General features: G+C 51.1%; 18 protein-coding genes. 11 read left to right on the top strand and 7 right to left on the bottom strand.

Annotated features, from left to right (window positions below; all coding sequences use genetic code 11):
* Window positions 1–35: 35 nt before the first annotated feature.
* The gene (locus tag HY394_06620; protein MBI4053678.1) at window positions 36–695 is read left to right on the top strand and encodes an MBL fold metallo-hydrolase; all 660 of its coding nucleotides are present in this window, start codon (window positions 36–38) and stop codon (window positions 693–695) included.
* A 9-nt stretch (window positions 696–704) separates the two neighbouring features.
* Here HY394_06620 and HY394_06615 read toward each other — a convergent pair whose 3' ends face one another.
* Window positions 705–1505: a hypothetical protein gene (locus HY394_06615; GenBank protein ID MBI4053677.1), complete on the bottom strand. Its 801-nt coding sequence runs from the start codon at window positions 1503–1505 to the stop codon at window positions 705–707.
* Between the two features lie 200 nt (window positions 1506–1705).
* Between HY394_06615 and HY394_06610 the strand changes: the two genes are divergently transcribed.
* Both HY394_06610 and HY394_06605 read left to right on the top strand, forming a co-directional pair.
* Complete coding sequence (locus HY394_06610; GenBank protein ID MBI4053676.1) at window positions 1706–2485, top strand: geranylgeranylglyceryl/heptaprenylglyceryl phosphate synthase; 780 nt, start codon at window positions 1706–1708, stop codon at window positions 2483–2485.
* Window positions 2486–2501: 16 nt separating this feature from the next.
* A complete protein-coding gene (locus tag HY394_06605; GenBank protein ID MBI4053675.1) occupies window positions 2502–3041 on the top strand; it encodes a hypothetical protein in 540 nt (179 codons plus the stop codon).
* Here HY394_06605 and HY394_06600 read toward each other — a convergent pair.
* The gene (locus tag HY394_06600) at window positions 3025–3930 is read right to left on the bottom strand and encodes an NAD(P)-dependent oxidoreductase (protein ID MBI4053674.1); all 906 of its coding nucleotides are present in this window, start codon (window positions 3928–3930) and stop codon (window positions 3025–3027) included. The genes HY394_06605 and HY394_06600 overlap by 17 nt on opposite strands.
* Window positions 3931–3986: 56 nt before the next feature.
* On the opposite strand from HY394_06600, the gene HY394_06595 reads away from it, so the two are divergent.
* Complete coding sequence (locus HY394_06595; protein MBI4053673.1) at window positions 3987–5054, top strand: RNA 3'-terminal phosphate cyclase; 1068 nt, start codon at window positions 3987–3989, stop codon at window positions 5052–5054.
* Here the strand turns inward: HY394_06595 and ribD are convergent.
* Window positions 5041–6114: a bifunctional diaminohydroxyphosphoribosylaminopyrimidine deaminase/5-amino-6-(5-phosphoribosylamino)uracil reductase RibD gene (gene ribD / locus HY394_06590; protein ID MBI4053672.1), complete on the bottom strand. Its 1074-nt coding sequence runs from the start codon at window positions 6112–6114 to the stop codon at window positions 5041–5043. The genes HY394_06595 and ribD overlap by 14 nt on opposite strands.
* A 37-nt stretch (window positions 6115–6151) precedes the next feature.
* On the opposite strand from ribD, the gene HY394_06585 reads away from it, so the two are divergent.
* Window positions 6152–6673, top strand: a complete 522-nt coding sequence (locus HY394_06585; protein ID MBI4053671.1) for a hypothetical protein — start codon at window positions 6152–6154, stop codon at window positions 6671–6673.
* 11 nt (window positions 6674–6684) lie between these two features.
* On the opposite strand, the gene HY394_06580 is transcribed toward HY394_06585, so the two are convergent.
* A complete protein-coding gene (locus HY394_06580; GenBank protein MBI4053670.1) occupies window positions 6685–7497 on the bottom strand; it encodes a prepilin peptidase in 813 nt (270 codons plus the stop codon).
* Window positions 7498–7518: 21 nt separating this feature from the next.
* Window positions 7519–8889 carry a signal recognition particle protein gene (gene ffh, locus HY394_06575; GenBank protein ID MBI4053669.1) on the bottom strand — a complete coding sequence of 457 codons (1371 nt, stop codon included), beginning with the start codon at window positions 8887–8889 and terminating at the stop codon, window positions 7519–7521.
* Window positions 8890–8975: 86 nt separating this feature from the next.
* On the opposite strand from ffh, the gene HY394_06570 reads away from it, so the two are divergent.
* The 4 genes from HY394_06570 to HY394_06555 all read left to right on the top strand — a co-directional run bounded on the left by HY394_06570 (window position 8976) and on the right by HY394_06555 (window position 12570).
* Entirely contained in the window at window positions 8976–9518 is a 543-nt protein-coding gene (locus tag HY394_06570) for a hypothetical protein (protein ID MBI4053668.1), read from the top strand.
* 336 nt (window positions 9519–9854) lie between these two features.
* Window positions 9855–11051 (top strand): hypothetical protein, encoded by a 1197-nt coding sequence (locus tag HY394_06565; protein ID MBI4053667.1) that lies wholly within the window; start codon window positions 9855–9857, stop codon window positions 11049–11051.
* Window positions 11052–11115: 64 nt separating this feature from the next.
* Entirely contained in the window at window positions 11116–11664 is a 549-nt protein-coding gene (locus HY394_06560) for a LemA family protein (GenBank protein MBI4053666.1), read from the top strand.
* 93 nt (window positions 11665–11757) lie between these two features.
* On the top strand, window positions 11758–12570 hold the full coding sequence (locus tag HY394_06555; protein ID MBI4053665.1) for a M48 family metallopeptidase: 813 nt from the start codon (window positions 11758–11760) through the stop codon (window positions 12568–12570).
* 15 nt (window positions 12571–12585) lie between these two features.
* Here HY394_06555 and HY394_06550 read toward each other — a convergent pair whose 3' ends face one another.
* A complete protein-coding gene (locus HY394_06550; protein ID MBI4053664.1) occupies window positions 12586–13215 on the bottom strand; it encodes an N-glycosylase/DNA lyase in 630 nt (209 codons plus the stop codon).
* 100 nt (window positions 13216–13315) lie between these two features.
* Between HY394_06550 and HY394_06545 the strand changes: the two genes are divergently transcribed.
* A complete protein-coding gene (locus HY394_06545) occupies window positions 13316–14215 on the top strand; it encodes an LAGLIDADG family homing endonuclease (GenBank protein ID MBI4053663.1) in 900 nt (299 codons plus the stop codon).
* Here HY394_06545 and HY394_06540 read toward each other — a convergent pair.
* Complete coding sequence (locus HY394_06540) at window positions 14148–14756, bottom strand: superoxide dismutase (protein MBI4053662.1); 609 nt, start codon at window positions 14754–14756, stop codon at window positions 14148–14150. The two genes, HY394_06545 and HY394_06540, sit on opposite strands and share 68 nt — an antisense overlap.
* 95 nt (window positions 14757–14851) lie before the next feature.
* Between HY394_06540 and HY394_06535 the strand changes: the two genes are divergently transcribed.
* Window positions 14852–15571 (top strand): MIP family channel protein, encoded by a 720-nt coding sequence (locus HY394_06535; GenBank protein ID MBI4053661.1) that lies wholly within the window; start codon window positions 14852–14854, stop codon window positions 15569–15571.
* The last annotated feature ends 6 nt before the right edge of the window (window positions 15572–15577 follow it).

Below are 15577 nucleotides of genomic sequence, written 5' to 3'. Positions count from 1 at the left end.
AAGATTATTAATTGGTTTTCCCGCCCAAATCCGTCATGCCGGCCATGCTTGAAGAAATCCTTGACGGCCTTTTCGCCTTCCATCCGCCGCGGTTCGGCTCGAACGCCTACGTTTTCAAGGGAAAGGAAAACTGCCTCATCGACACCAGTTCGGAACAGAATATAATCGCATTCCGCTCCGCGCTCGCCGAAATCTCCGTTGCGCCGGAAAGCGTTTCACGCGTTTTTTTCTCGCACGAGCACGCCGATCATTTTTCAGCGGCCAAGCTTTTTTCGAAAGCCGGATTCTTCGCTTCCGCGCCCTGCCAAAAAATCATCAACGAAAACATGGTCGAGTTCACGCACGCAAAAATCGTGGGCTCGAAGGAAAAGGCTTTTGTGCAAAAAACGCTTTCCGAAGGCGACATCCTGAAAGTAAACGGTTTTTCGCTTGAAGTGATTGCCACGCCCGGCCATGCTCTTGGCAGCCTTTCATTTTTCGAAAAAAAGCGCAAGCTTTTGTTTTCCGGCGACGCCTTGTTCGAGGGCTGTTCCGGAAGGGTCGACCTTCCCGGCTCGGACCGCAAGACAATGATTGCCTCGCTTGAAAAGCTTGCAAGGCTTGACTTCGAAACCCTGCTTTCGGGCCATGGACCGCCTTTCAAAGGAAACCAGAAGGAAAATATAGAATCTGCTCTGCAGATTCTTCAAATTTGAGATGTTTTTTTATTCAGAATAATAAATTATCATGCTTGTTTCATTTTCAGCCACTATTGCACCGGCGTTTGTGGCTGCCTGTAAGATTTCCTCATAAAGCTGCGGTTTGAGCGTCATTGGTTCGTTTGGATTTATTTCCTGACTAGACCTAAAAAGTAATTTTTTAATGAAAAGCGGCTTATTTTGCTCTCTAGCAATTTTGATTGCGGTTTCAACCGCGGCCAGCCGCCAATGATGGTAATACCTGCCAAGCCCCCTGTCTAAATTCCCAGTTTCGCCTTTTTCGGATTTTTTTTTGGTTTTATAATTTGCTTGTGCCAACTGTAAGCTAAGGCATTGCGAATTCCTGTTGAATCGGGTATCGCCCCCTTTTACCGGAATTTGGTCACCAAAGAGTGATTCGTCAAAAATATAGCTTTCTTTAAGGCGAACAACCCCCAAGGCGTGCGGATATAGGTCACTCGGCCCGCGTGACCACCTGTTTCTTGATGCTTCAGCCAATGTGTCTAGATGTTCAATTTGAGGGTATGCAACGATATCCATTATCGGCCGTCTGCTGTCCTGATCGCGCCTAATAATCGCAAACACAAAGCGTTCCTTGTTCGGCGAGGCTATTTGCGGGCTGTTTCTGAGAACCTGGTATTCAATAGTGTCTGTTCCGCCACCCTTCCACCAAGGCTTGCTGACCGCCCCCCGCCACGCAATATCCGCTTCGCCGCCCGGCTCGCCCCAGGCCTTTCTGACAATGTCCAAATGCGGTTCGTGTGTCCGCATTCTGTCCGGATTGTGCCTGACTTCAAATATTATCAAGTTCTGCCACCGTAAAACAAATTAGCCGGCATATGAAAACACATTCCACAAACCTTTTTTTTAAAGAATCGCGCTTGCATGCCATCATTTGCCTTTTCGTCACATGACTGAAAATGCTTTTAGGTTATTATACTTTTTATCACTACCCCGCAAAGCCAACATTTTTATTTGCGATTTTGCCTTAATCTTGCAGTGATTGCATGAAGGATGGAAAGGTTTACCAGAACATTCTCAGGCTTATCGGCGAAAAGGGCGGCCTGGCTTTCATTCAGTTCGACCCGCCGAAGTATTCGCTTGAACAGGCCGCGCAGGTGGCGAAGGCCGCCGAGCGTGCAGGAATTGACGCTTTTGCAGTGGGCGGCTCGGTCGGGGCGCAAGGCGAACTCCTGGACAAGTCCATAATTGCGTTGAAGGAAAACTGTTCCCTGCCCGTCATAATCTTTCCGGGCAACATTGCGACGGTCTCAAAATACGCTGACGCGATTTATTTCATGTCGATGCTCAATTCGCTTGACCCGTATTACATTTCGGGCGCGCAGATCGCTTCCTCGTTTCCGATTAAAAATCTCGGCCTCGAACCCATTCCGACTTCTTACATCATTGTCGAACCTGGAAGAGCGGTCGGCTGGGTCGGCAGGGCGCAGGCAATTCCGCGCAACATTCCATACCTTGCCGCCGCAACAGCCTTGGGCGGGCAGTTCATGGGTTCCAGGCTGGTAATCCTTGAATCCGGCGGGGGCGCTGATTCTCCGGCTCCGCCTGAAATGGTTTCTTTGGTGAAAAAAACCATTGACGTTCCGCTGATTGTGGCCGGCGGAGTCCGCAACCCCAAGTTCGCGTATGAAACAATCAGGGCGGGCGCCGACATAATCCATGTCGGCTCGGCTCTTGAAAAAGTCAACGGCAATGTTTCCCAGGCGGAAAAAACCTTGTCCGAAATAGCAAGAGCGGTTGCGAAAGCCGGAAAGGAAAAAAGATAGCCGCGCGGAATGTTTTATGCCAATAAAACGGTTGCGTGATTTTGTTGCCGGTCTTCCTTTCCTGCGCCGGAAAGAGCGTGCGCCGCGCCTTGTTTTGCGCGAACCGAACGGCATTCTCTGGGTTGAAGCGCAGCTTGACGCGAGGCCGCAGGACAGCGTTTTGCGTGCCGGGCTTGGGGGCTGGCATAATAGAATAATTTTCGGCTCGCAGACGGAGGCTGGGCGCGCCTTGTCGTCAGCAAGGGGTTTTGGCGTTCACCGGAATTTTCCAAGCGCATTCAAAGAGCTTGAATTCGCAGGGGCAGAGGCTGCCGAGCTTGAACGGACGGGCGAGCTTGGCAGGGCAAGGCAGCATGTATCGGAAATCCTGGAATTGATTGACGGCGCGTCAAGCAAGCAAGGCGTGATTTATGCCCTTGACCACGCCACAAAGGCGGTGCCGGAAGCTTTTCTCCCATACCTTTTCGAGGTCGGCCAAAACAGGGTTCAAAGTCTAATGTCAAATGCAAATGATGCGCATGCCCGCGCAAAAAGGCGCACTATGCCTGCTGGTTGAATGACGCAATGGTTTCATGCAGTGCCTGCTCTGTCGAATACTCCGGCTTCCATCCCAACGCGAGCGCCTTTGAAATGTCGTAATGCCTGTTTTTTACAAGGCGCACGATGTTGTGTTTGCCCACAAGCGATTTTTTCCCGGTTATCCTTGACGCGATGTCAGAAATTGTTCCGACAAGCATTCCGACGGCAAACGGCACGCTTGGGTTTTTCTTTGCGCTTTTTTTCTCCCGTTTCACTATTTCGCACAGCTCCTTAAGGGTGGGCGCATCCTGTCCCGCGACAACATAGGTTTCGCCTATGACTTCGTCTTTTCCGAGTATGAAGACGAGGAATGAAACAAGGTCTTTCACGTAAATCGTCTGCCATTTGTTGTTTCCGCCGCCGACAATCGGAAAGCCGTCTTCAATAAGCTTTATGATTCTGCGCCAATAGCTGTTCGGGCCAATTACTATCGGCGGCCTGACAATGGTTATGGGCAAAACTTCAAGATAGGTTTGCACTGTTTTTTCTGCTTCCGCCTTGCTTTTCTCGTAAGGCGTTGCCGGGGCAAAAGCACTGTCCTCGCCAAGCTTTTCCTCGGAGTTCCCGTAAACCCCGACCGAACTCAAAAAAACGAAATGCCTTATCCTGGCTTTGGCGCTTGCCTCCAAAAGGTTTTCCGTGCCCTTCACATTGACATCGAACAGTCTGCTGTCATCCTCTTCGAGTATTGCGGCGCAATGGTAGACGGCGTCCGCACCTTTCACGGCTTTTTCACAGTCCTCTTTTTTGAGTATGTCGCAGCCTTCGCGCCTTGAGAAGCCCCGCACCCTGTGGCCTTTTCCGCGGAGTTCCGCGCAAAGCATTTTGCCGATCATGCCCGAGCTTCCGGTGACCAGAACATTCATAGCTATCTTTTCGGCGCAAACCTTCTTAAACTATTTTCCGCAAAAAGACTTAGTTTATGCCAGACGAACCAATTGCGATTGATGCGTCGGCCGGCGAAGGCGGCGGGCAGACGCTGCGCACGGCGCTTGGCCTGTCGGCCTTGCTGCAAAAGCCGGTTGAGCTTTCAAACATCCGCAAGAACAGGCCGAAGCCGGGCCTGATGCCGCAGCACCTCACATCAGTGCAGGTGCTGGCAGAGCTCTGCAACGCCAAGGTTGATGGGGCAAAAATCGGCAGCACTTCGCTGAAATTCTCTCCCGGCAAAATCGTTCCGGCGAAGCTTGCAGCCAACATCGGCACAGCGGGCAGCTGTTCCCTGCTCCTGCACACAATCCTGCCTGCCGCAATGGCCGCTGAAACCGGCTTGCGCGTCATGGGCGGAACGGATGTGCCCTTTTCGCCGCCCGTCGACTACCTGAGGGAAGCGCTTTTTCCCGCATTGCGGCAGATGAACGCTTTTTTTGAGGTCAACCTTGTACAGCGCGGCTATTACCCGAAGGGCAACGGCAGGATTTCGTTCGCGTCAAAGGAAGCCAAATGGCCGCTCAAAAAAATCGTTTTCCTCGGGCCGTCCGAAATGAAGTACATAAAGTTTTTTTCCCACTCCTCGGGTTTTCCCAAGGAGGTTTCAAATTCGCAGTTTTTGTCCGCAAAAAGCGTTTTGCTCGAAAAGCTCGGCTGGTTCGATTTCGACGAGCGCGTGGAGTGGAACCAGCAAAGCAGGGAAACAACCGGTTCCGGCATCTCGATTTTTGCGTTTTTTGATTCGACTCCGGCTGTCGGCTGTTCCTGCCTCGCTGACAGGAAAAATTCATCCGATTCCGTGGGAAAAAGCGCGGCTGAAAGCCTTCTCGCGGAGCTTTCTCCGAAGGCACCGGTCGATTCGCACCTTGCCGACCAGCTCATTCCGTTCATGGCCCTCGCAAAGGGTAAAAGCCAGATTTTCTGCTCAAGCCTTTCAAGCCACACCCTCACAAACATCTTGATTGCCGAGCGGATGCTTGGCGTGAAATTTTCAGTTGAAGGCGAAAAAGACTGTCCTGCGAAAATTTCGGTTGAAGGGATCGCGTTCACTCCGAAATAGGCCGGCCTTCAATCACGGCGTCCTTTCCGAGAAGGAAAACGTTCGCGTTTTCCAGGCGGAGCCTGCCAACTCTTTTGTCAACAAAAAATTTTCCTTCCGGCCCGGCTTTTTTTTTGGAGACAACCCAGCAAATATTGTCTGCAAGGTTTTCCGCAAGAATGCTGCTTGCCAGTGTCTGCCCGCCTTCAACCAGGACGCTTGAAATTCCCATCCGTCCAAGCCTGCTGAACAGCTCTTTCAGGCTGATCAACCCGTTCCCGCTTTTCACGCGCAGGACAACGCATTTTTTTTGCAGCAGCCTTTCCTTTTTCCTGTCCGCTTTTTGCCCGCACACTATTATGGCTTTTTTGTCCGAGCCGAAAACTTTTGCATTCAAGGGAATCCTGAGCCTTGCGTCAAGCACTATCCTGAAAATCTGCCCCGCAAAATTTCCCGACCTGCGCGTCAGCCTCGGATTGTCCTTCAACACCGTGTTTATTCCGACCATTATCGCGTCAAACCCGTTTCTCAGGACGAGTGCCCGTTCCCTGCTCTCCTTTCCACTTATTCTTTTGCGCTTTCCGTTTCCCCACGAAACCATTCCATCAGACGTAAGGGCCTGCTTCAGGCAGACAAACGGCTTTCCGGTTTTCATGAATTTCACGAATTTTTCATTCAGCTTTTCCGCCTGCTCCGCAAGCACTCCGATCTCGACTTTCACACCGGCTTCCACAAGCTCCGCAATGCCGTTGCCCCGAATTTTAGGGTTCGGGTCCTGCATTGCAATGACAACCGTTTCCACGCCGGCGGCAATTATGGCTTTTGTGCACGGCCCGGTCTTGCCCCAGTGGCAGCACGGTTCCAAATTCACGTAAAGCGTTGAGCCCTTCGCTTTTTTTCCGGCTTGTTTCAAGGCATTTGTTTCAGCGTGCGCCCCGCCGAAAATTTCATGAAAGCCCTTTCCGGCAACCTTTCCGTTTTTCACGATTACGCATCCGACAATGGGATTCGGGGAAACGAAGCCCTTTCCCTTCTCCGCCAGGGCAAGGCACATTGCCATGAACTTTTCATTGCTTTGCATACAAAACTTAATTAACAACCTTCATTTTATTTTAATCATGCCGCAATCAAGAAGACCGCGTGCTGTAAGCCCTGGCAGAAAACCCGGCGCGCAGGCAAAAAAGGGTTTGGCAATAAAAGTAACCGATTCTGCGGGCGGCATCATGTTTTCGGGCAGGGAACGCAGGGCATCTTCCGGAAGAACGGTCGGGGTGCCGGCTGTTGCGGCAACACAGTTTGATTCCGCAAACGCAAGAATCTATGTTGCCGGCAGACGCGGAGAAGGCTTATATTCCGGCCCGGAGCGCAGGGCTCCGGCAAGCCGGCGTTTTGTTGAGGTTCTGCCTGAACCGCAAAAAGAGAGCAGGCTAAAACTTTCAACCCGGAAGCATCGGGAGATGATTGCAACATTGGAGCAGTTTTTCGGCGGACCGGAAGGCGCATCACTCTCTGCGCGCGACGCGTCCCTGCTCAGGGCAATCCAGGACAGGCTTTCGGCAGGAAGAACCCTCACAGTCGGCATGGAAAAGTTTTTGATTTCCATCCACAGGCGCCTGATACGGCAGATAGAAAACGAATAATTTTTCTCTTTTCAAATGAACAGTCCCGCTACCATTCCCGGCCAGGCAATCGCGGCAACCGCGCCCAACAGTATGAACGGCGCGAACGCCGGGAGTTTCCTGTAAACTGGCACTGTTTTCAGGCCCATTTCCTTGAGTTTTCCGATTTCCTTTTCTCCGAGCACGCCTTTGAATTTGAGGCCAAGCTTTTCCAACACTTTCGAATCCAAAAACTCCACAGCGACGATTTCATCCTCTTCAAGCTCTGACAGTTTGGCTTCCTGCAAAAAAAAGTTTCTGCGGATGCCGTGTTCCAGCGCCAGGAATACGAGCGCGAAAGCCACGGGAACGGCAAAAATCATTATTCCTGACAGCGGCATGATTTTCCACTGCAGCAAAAACCAGAAGTATGCGGCAATGAATGCAGCGAACAGCAGGGCGCGCATTATTCCGCCGCGGTTTTCCTTCCAGTCAATGCCTTTTCGCGCGTACTTTGAAACGAAGTAAGCCGAAAGGAAAACTATTGCGGAAGACGAGGCAATGAGCAGGGCGTTCAAAACGAAGATTTCACCCCGCACCGACGGCAGAACCATTGCAATTCCGGCAAGAAGTTTCACGTCCCCCCCGCCCACTTTTCCCGCATAGTAAATGGCATAACCAATGGCAAAAACCGCAATCGGCAGAATGAAAACAGTCAAATCTTTTTCCAGTAGGTTCAAGGCGATTCCGATTGCGATAAGGGGATACGTTATTTTGTCCAGAATCAGGCCGTCTTTCCAGTCAGTGTAAGCCGAAACAGCACAGGCAAGCAAAACAATCGCCTCGCGGAAAAGCAGGAATTCCATTCAATCATCGCCGTTGCGTTCTCATTTCAGCCTGAACTTTTTCTTTTTTTTGGCAAAGCCCTGCAGCATTCCGCCGAAGTTGCCGGATTTCGCCATTTTTTCCAGTTTCTTTTCGGAGCCGATGCTCTTGAATTTTTTGAACATTTTTTCCATGGTCCTGTACTGCTTTATCAGTTCGCGGACATCTTCTTCTTTCCTGCCGCTGCCAACGGCAATCCTGTGGATTCTCGTTCTGGTAAGAAGTTCGGGGTTTTTGCGCTCCTGTTCGGTCATGCTGTCGATGATTATGCCGAACGAGTCCATTTTTTCCTGCCCGATTTCAAGCTGTTCTTTCGGCACCTGCATTTTCATGCCCAGCATTTCCGCAACCTTTGACAGCGGGCCGAGTTTTTTCGTCGCCTTCAGCTGTTCGTAGAAGACCTTGAAATTGAATTCGCCTTCCAGCATCTCCTCTGCAGACAACGCCGTTTCATCTTCGCCCAGCTCTTTCGCCTTTTCCAGCAGTGCCTGCAAATCGCCGAAGCCCATGATCCTCGACAAATACCTTTGCGCGTCGAATTCCTCGAAATCGTCAAGCTTTTCGCCAACGCCGATAAAGTAGACGCTTGCCTTCGTGGCATGGCATGCCGCCAAAACTCCGCCGCCTTTCGCGCTTCCATCCATTTTAGTGATTATTACGCCGTTTACTCCGACCGCGTCGTGGAACGCCTGCGCCTGTTTTTTTGCGATCTGCCCGATGTCCGCGCCGAGCACAAGCCACGTTTCATCGGGTTTCAGCGCCGAACTGATTTCCTTTATTTCCTTCACGAGCTCTTCGTCCAGCGCGCTTCTGCCCGCGCTGTCGACAATGACAAGGTCCTTTGAATGGAATTTTTCAAGCCCTTTTTCCACCACCTTCTGCGCGCTTTTTTCGCCTTCAATCCCGAAAAATTCGACTTTGGCTTTTTCCGCGACCTGCCTCAATTGTTCGACCGCGGCCGGCCTGAAAACGTCCGCGGCAACTAACCCAACGCTTTTTCCGCGCTTGGCATACCATTTTGCAACTTTTCCTGCGGTGGTCGTCTTGCCATGGCCGAAGGTTCCGACGAGCAGAATCCTTTTCGGGTTTTCGGGCGCTTTTGCGGCTTCCCCGCCGAGCAGTTCGGCAAGCAGATCATATGTTGCCTTGATTGCATGCTCCTTGCGGTTGAATCCTTCCGGCATTTCCTTGAAGGCCTCTGCCTCGATCTTTTTGCTCAGTTCGAGGACAAGCGAAACTTCCACGTCAGAGGAAATGAGCGCGCGCTGAATCTCCTTGACAGCCTCCTTTATGGCATCCTTGTCCAATGTTGCCGCGCGCCTCAGGGTTTCCATTGCGCCGGCAAGCTTTTCGCCCAAAGACATCGCAATCACAAGAATCTGCCCTGCAAAAGCTTTAAATCAAATGGAATAAGCCAAAAAATCGCAACCATTAAAAGCCGCGAGAACGATTATTTTGCATGCCTGAAATCGCGCGCCCGAAAAGGCGGAGGCCGCTTGTCGTGCATCTCGGCAACGTGGGATTTGACGAGGAAGCGGTCGCATACAAAACAAAAAAGCGCTCGGAAAGATTTCCTAATGCGACATTCATAGGGGTTGACCTGATCAATCCCGGCGACCACCGCCCGCCCAACTGGCACCAGTTTCACGGCGATTTCGAGTCCGGCCTGAAGCGGCTCAAGGATGGCGCTGCTTCAATCATAAGCTCCGAGTTTGCCTTGGGCTATTACGGGCCGGAAGGCGAGGATAGCCAGCCGGTCGTGGACCACATGGAATACACTTTGCGCGTTTTCAACATTTGCCACAAAAAGCTTTGCCGCGGAGGCAAGCTCATGCTCATGGTGGGAGAGGGTGAATCGGATTTCATCGAATGGCTGTTGAGGCAGAGCGCATTCGGGCATGGAAAAATAACCGCAAGGCCGCTTTACCCGAAAGAATATGGCAGAACGCCGACGGTTTTCGGCTACCCGCGCGGAGCATGGCAGATAACCGCGGAAAAATAGTTGTTTAACGAACGGGCTGGCTTTGCCGGCCGCCGGTGGGCCGGCCAAAGCGAAGTTTTTTCCCGCAAAGATTTATTTACTTTTAACGCGCTTATTCTATTCTTTTGATGGTTTTTGATTATGCGCCCGCGCAGACGTTTCGCAATCGGCCCAAACAGAAGGCGTACTGCTGTGCGAAGGAATGCCAGAAGAAACCGCTTAAGCCCTCTGGCACCAAAACCAGTTTCCCGTGATGCCACTGTATCTGCCAACCGGCAAAGGACAGCCGGGCTGCGCAGCCGCGTTGAACCAAACCGCGTGCAGCTTGAATTGCGCCTTGCTTCCCGGCGGGCGGCTTTGGAGGCGGAGCGGACGGAGGCAGGACGCAGGCCCCCTAGGACACCCGCAGAGGCCGCCAGATGGAAACAGCTTGGAACAGGCGAAAAGGACTTTGCGAATTTGCCTGCAGCCGCAAGGCCGGCAAAATACCAGTTGCATGGCGAATTGGGCATTGTATCCGACTGGCTTTACAGCAACATTTTGAGCGCGCTTACCGGAACGCGCGGTCCGAAGCCAAGCGGGAAGCCCCGCAGAAAATCACTTGGAGTAGCACTTCAGCCGGATGTCCGGGACAGGCTCAGGGAATATCTGCTGAAAATGCAAAGCTACCGGATGGGGAATGGCAGAATGGGCCGCAGGATGGGCGCAGGGGAATATATTGACGCACTGCTTTTTTTCAGGAATAATGTCCTTTTCGCGGCTGCCGAAAACTCTAACAGGCGTCCGGAAGAGCGCGAAGGCTTGAAGGCGGCTGCAACGGAAACAGTGGAAGTGGCGGCCTTGCAATCATTGAGGAGACATTTAGGCGGAACTATTCCATTTGATTCAGATGGCAATCCATTGGAGGGCATTCCGCCGACCCTAAACGCTATTGCCTTGGCACAAGAAAAAGGCCTGATAGGCAATCAGCTTCAGACGGCTTCGGCAAAGGATTTGTACAGGGCTGTCACTGGTGAGGCTACCATTATTGAAGCAGCAAAGCGCAGGTACATTCCACCAGCCGCGATTGGAATTCTTTTGGATGCTGTCCGCCGCGAAAACGGCCTGTCATCAGTTGAATTGGTCAACTGGCTAGAGCATGCCCGGCAAATGAGCCTGGCACAGCTTGCAGCTGACTTGGGTGTCCGGCGCTACGAAACGGTTCCGAAAGAAGTTGAACAAAGGAAGCCGGAAGAGTTGGAACAATACCGCCAATTGCGCGATTATTATGCTGATGCAGGGCAGTCGCAGGCCCGCGTGCAATTGCGAAAAGCGCAGCTGCAGGTGGTTCTTGACGAAGTCAACAGGGCAAGGCAGGCTGGCCGAATAACCTCTTTGGACGCGGCTTTTCTCCAGCAATACCTGCCCGGGAATTTTGGCCGTGGAAGAATCACGGTTCAATCCCTGCTTAATGGCATATCATATATTGTACAAGAGCGCGGCAGGCATGTCGAGCCCAACCTGGAAACGCTCAAAGGCATTCTTGATGGCAGCATAAACCCGAACAGGGACTGATAGCAGGTTAATTTATTAAAACAAATCGTGGCTAATTTACTAACCGCGGGGGTGCGTTTTCTTTATGATTGAATGGATTCTTCTTGGAATAATTGTCATCCTGGTTCTCGGCCTGATTCTCGTCTACAACGGCCTGATAGGCAACAGGAACCGCGTTGAGAATGCGTGGAGCCAGATTGACGTGCAGTTGAAGAGGCGGTTTGACCTCATTCCGAACCTCATCGAATCGGTCAAGGGCTATGCCAAGCACGAGAAGGACGTTTTCACTGAAGTGACCAAGGCAAGGGCCGCGGTCGCCAACGCAACCGGTGTTTCGGGCAGGGCGCAGGCGGAAAACATGCTGACCGGCGCGCTCAAAAGCCTTTTCGCCGTCGCAGAAGCTTATCCGCAGTTGAGGGCGAGCGAAAACTTCCAGCAGTTGCAGGAAGAGCTTTCAAGCACCGAGTCGAAGATCGCGTACGCGAGACAGTTCTACAATGACGCTGTCCTGCTGTACAACAACGCAATCCAGCAGTTTCCAAGCAATGTCATAGCGGGAATGTTCGGTTTCGCCAAAAAGGATTTCTTCGAGGCGGAAGCAGGAGCAAGGGAAGCGCCCAAAGTCAAATTCTGAACCGGGTGGTTTCCTTTGGCGGGCGTTTACGAGCAGGTTGAAGGGAACAGGCGTAAAACCCTGTTCCTGTTCTTTTTCTTCATTTTCTTTGTAATGTTTTTGGTTTACATTTTCGCGCTCTACACGGGCCTGGGCGCGTTTGCAATTCCCTTCGCCTTGGCCATAGCAGTGGGCTCCGCATATTTTTCCTATTATTATTCCGACAGCCTCGTCCTGTCCATTTCGCAGGCAAGGCCCGTAACGAAAAAGGAACTGCCCCAGCTTTACAACATAGTTGAAGAGCTTTCGGTCGGCATTGGCCTGAGTTCGCCGATAAAATGTTACATCATCGACGACACAGCGCCGAACGCCTTTGCGACCGGCAGGGACCCGGAGCATGCAGCCATTGTTGTCACGGCCGGCTTGCTGCAGAAACTCAACCGTGCGGAACTTGAAGGCGTCATCGGCCACGAAATGTCGCACATCAAAAACTCTGACACGCGCATAATGATGTACACTGTCGTCATGGTCGGCCTTACCGCCCTGCTGTCGGACTTTCTCCTGCGCATAAGCATTTTCGGCAGGCACCGCGAGGACAGGGGCAATTTCGGCCTGGTCCTGGCGGTTGTCGCAATCGCCCTGGCAATCCTTTCGCCGCTGATTGCGACGCTAATAAAGCTTGCAATCTCGCGCAACAGGGAATACCTTGCTGATTCTTCCTCTGCCTTGCTCACGAAAAACCCCGGCGCTTTGGCGAGCGCGCTTGAAAAAATCTCAAAGGACACGGAGCCTTTGGAGGCAGCGAACAAGGCGACCGAGCACCTTTACATCATAAACCCGCTGAAAGAGCATGCCAGCGCATTGAACAACCTGTTTGAAACGCACCCTTCTATTGAATCCCGCATCCAAAGGTTGCGGGAAATGTAATTGCTATTGCGATTTTTATTTCAAAATTTTTCCTGTTTCAAGATACCACAAGTAGAGGTCAAGCTCGGCCTGGCTCAGGCCGGTTTTTTTGCACACGCCTTCAAGCACCTTTTCGATTTCGACGTATTTTTTCGCAGGAATCGACTTTGATTTCGGCTTTTCAATGAGGCCGTGCCTTGCCAGCAGGTCAACAATGTGAAAATCAATTATTGCGACGTTTTTCCTGCCGGTGTTGCGCAGGAAATGGCTCGCCTCCTTGTAGCCGAGGCCCTTCACATTCCCGGCAAGCCACTGCCTTGCCCCGGCATCATCGGAAAACGACTCGATTTTTTCTTTCAGGCCCGGCGCGTGTTTTCTTGCCTCGAAAATGAATTTTGCGCGCGCGTTCGGAAACCTGTGGCCAAGCTCCTTCAGCCTTTGGGCCAGAGCGTCCGCTGGCAATTTCAAAAAGCCGTCACCAATTTCATTCTGGATTTTTATGCTGCGCTCGGCATTGAAATTTGCGGTCAGCAGGCAGAAGCAGAGTTCGGAAAAAACCTTTTCGTTTTGCTTTCCGGTTTCCTCAAACTCAAGCATCCTCGATTCAATAGTCCGCCTCTCATCCGCGCTTTTCAGGCGCCCGATCCGGCCAAGCAACTCTTGCATGAAAGACATTTCAGGAAGAAAAAAAGAAAAATGGTTTAGATTTGATTCAACGGCAACGCACCATGATTTTCCTTTTTAAAGAGCCAACAATATGCTCTTTTTGAGAGAGATGACTATAATAGAATCTGGTCTAAGAGTGGAAGCCTTCAATGCATTTATGGTATTAAAAGAAAGCGGTCTTCCCAGAAAAGAAATATTTTCAATAATTAGTACTAGATACGGAATAACTGTCGGAAGCCTTTATGCTTGGTATCATGGTACATCGTCGCCTTTTGGTAAAAAAAGACTCAAGCACTGTCCTGAATTATTTTATATATTGGGTGCCCTTATCGGAGATGGATATGTTTATTCTTGGAAACAAGTCGGGCATAAGGTGGGCGTTATAGGGGAAGAGGATTTCATAAAAAAATACGCCGGCAAAATTTCAGCCTGTATTGGCCGGCCGGTCAAAGGCTATATCAACAGATCTAATAACACTTGGTTTGTAGTGGTTGGAAACGTCGAACTTTTCTTTTTGTTCAAGCAAATTCGTAAAGATTTTGACAAATTATTTCTTATGTTGGGTGACGGAGACTGTAGGCTGAATGCACTACAATTGATTGAGGGTTTTTTTGATGCTGAGGGGTGCGTTAAAGTCATAAAAGAGAAGTCGCGGAAGACACCAAAAATTTGTTTGGATTTGTGTAACACGAATTACAATATTCTAGAAATTATCCGAAAGCTACTTGAAGAACAGCTTCAAATAATCTCACGATATTCCATACAAAAATCGTTTGTCGGCAAGGATGGCTCGCCAAGGAAAAAAATCTATCATCTTAGAATATATAAGAAATCGTTCGTGCGAACATTCTTTGAAAATATTGGCACGTGCAAGCTAAAGCCAGAAAAAATTTGCTACGTTCAAAATTGGCTCGGCAGAGGTGCTAATGCACCTACTGCGTTGCACTTTGATAATTCTCGTTTACTTGTTTCCAGTTCACAATGTTCCAGAATGCATTGATATAGTCGGTCCTTCTATTTTGGTACTTTAAATAATAACTATGTTCCCACACGTCAAGGCCGAGCACTGGCTTCCTGCCTTCCATCAAGGGCGAGTCCTGGTTAGCCGTGCTGTAAACCTCGAGCTTTCCGTTGCTTGCAACAAGCCATGCCCAGCCGCTTCCAAACCTTGTTGCCGCGGCGTTCGAAAAAGTTTCCTTGAACTTGTCGAACGAGCCGAAAGCCTTGTCGATTTCCTTTGCAAGCTCTCCGCCCGGCTTTCCGCCGGCGTTCGGAGCCATGACTTTCCAGAACAGCGAGTGGTTTGCGTGCCCGCCGCCGTGGTTCCTTACAGCCGTCCTGATGCTTTCGGGCACCTTGCTGATGTTCCAGAGGATGTCATCGATTTTTTTGTTCTCCCATTCAGTGCCCTTCACTGCAGCGTTGAGCTTGTCAACGTATGCCTGGTGGTGTTTCGTGAAATGGATTTCCATTGTTTTCGCGTCGATGTGCGGTTCAAGCGCGTCGAACGCGTAATCGAGTTTCGGTAATTCAAAGGCCATCTTGCATCATCTCCAAATTTTTTTGCACAAGTTTGCATTAACTGATATTTGGCGGTTTCGCTCAATATAAGCCTTCCCCGAACAACATTTTTAATATGAATTGTGTTTCATATATTATTCTTGTTTCTTTTGGCGTGGTTGGCTTGGGCGATTTTCCGGCTTTTCTGGCAGAATCAATCGGCACTTTTGCCCTTGTTTTCATAGGCGCCGGAGCCGTTCTCGCAGACAATGCTTCCGGCGGCCAGGCCGGCCTGCTCGGCATTGCGTTGGCGCATGGTCTTGTCCTGATGGCAATGGTTTATGCGACCGGCCATGTTTCAGGCGGACACATAAACCCTGCAGTCACGATTGGCCTGCTTGCCGGCCGCCAGATAAAGCCGAAAAAGGCGTTGTTTTACATTTTTTCCCAGGTTTGCGGCGCTTTGCTTGCGGGCTTTTTCCTTTCCATTGTCTTTCCGTCAGCGCCGGGTTCACTGCATCTGGGCACGCCCGCGCTTGGTTCGGGCGTTTCGGTTTTTGCTGGCATTGCCGTTGAGGCAATCCTCACGTTTTTCCTTGTCTTCACGGTTTTCGGGGTTGCGGTTGACAGGCGCGCCCCGGCAGGCGTTTATGGCGCGGCAATCGGCCTGGTTCTTGTCTTCGACATTCTTGCAGGCGGCGTCCTGACTGGTGCTGCGATGAATCCTGCGCGCGCTTTCGGCCCGGCCATGGCGTCAGGCTTCCTTGAAAACCAGGCGGTTTACTGGATCGGCCCGGTTGCCGGGGCAATTCTTGCGGCATTCGTTTACAGCAGGTTTTTGCTCAAATCAGATTAACCTTTT

The organism is Candidatus Diapherotrites archaeon, assembly GCA_016205145.1.
GTDB lineage: Archaea > Iainarchaeota > Iainarchaeia > Iainarchaeales > JACQJH01 > JACQJH01.
The sequence above is the reverse complement of the archived record's forward strand: the minus strand, read 5'-3'. Positions and strand labels throughout refer to the sequence as shown.

What these genes read in the sequence shown, in the direction of transcription:
- HY394_06540 (MBI4053662.1), bottom strand. Translation starts at nt 14,756, where the DNA reads ATGGCCTTTGAATTACCGAAACTCGATTACGCGTTCGACGCGCTTGAA.
- HY394_06610 (MBI4053676.1), top strand. Translation starts at nt 1,706, where the DNA reads ATGAAGGATGGAAAGGTTTACCAGAACATTCTCAGGCTTATCGGCGAA.
- HY394_06600 (MBI4053674.1), bottom strand. Translation starts at nt 3,930, where the DNA reads ATGAATGTTCTGGTCACCGGAAGCTCGGGCATGATCGGCAAAATGCTT.
- HY394_06550 (MBI4053664.1), bottom strand. Translation starts at nt 13,215, where the DNA reads ATGCAAGAGTTGCTTGGCCGGATCGGGCGCCTGAAAAGCGCGGATGAG.
- HY394_06555 (MBI4053665.1), top strand. Translation starts at nt 11,758, where the DNA reads ATGTTTTTGGTTTACATTTTCGCGCTCTACACGGGCCTGGGCGCGTTT.
- HY394_06585 (MBI4053671.1), top strand. Translation starts at nt 6,152, where the DNA reads ATGCCGCAATCAAGAAGACCGCGTGCTGTAAGCCCTGGCAGAAAACCC.
- HY394_06560 (MBI4053666.1), top strand. Translation starts at nt 11,116, where the DNA reads ATGATTGAATGGATTCTTCTTGGAATAATTGTCATCCTGGTTCTCGGC.
- HY394_06595 (MBI4053673.1), top strand. Translation starts at nt 3,987, where the DNA reads ATGCCAGACGAACCAATTGCGATTGATGCGTCGGCCGGCGAAGGCGGC.
- ribD (MBI4053672.1), bottom strand. Translation starts at nt 6,114, where the DNA reads ATGCAAAGCAATGAAAAGTTCATGGCAATGTGCCTTGCCCTGGCGGAG.
- HY394_06620 (MBI4053678.1), top strand. Translation starts at nt 36, where the DNA reads ATGCCGGCCATGCTTGAAGAAATCCTTGACGGCCTTTTCGCCTTCCAT.
- HY394_06605 (MBI4053675.1), top strand. Translation starts at nt 2,502, where the DNA reads ATGCCAATAAAACGGTTGCGTGATTTTGTTGCCGGTCTTCCTTTCCTG.
- HY394_06570 (MBI4053668.1), top strand. Translation starts at nt 8,976, where the DNA reads ATGCCTGAAATCGCGCGCCCGAAAAGGCGGAGGCCGCTTGTCGTGCAT.
- HY394_06580 (MBI4053670.1), bottom strand. Translation starts at nt 7,497, where the DNA reads ATGGAATTCCTGCTTTTCCGCGAGGCGATTGTTTTGCTTGCCTGTGCT.
- HY394_06535 (MBI4053661.1), top strand. Translation starts at nt 14,852, where the DNA reads ATGAATTGTGTTTCATATATTATTCTTGTTTCTTTTGGCGTGGTTGGC.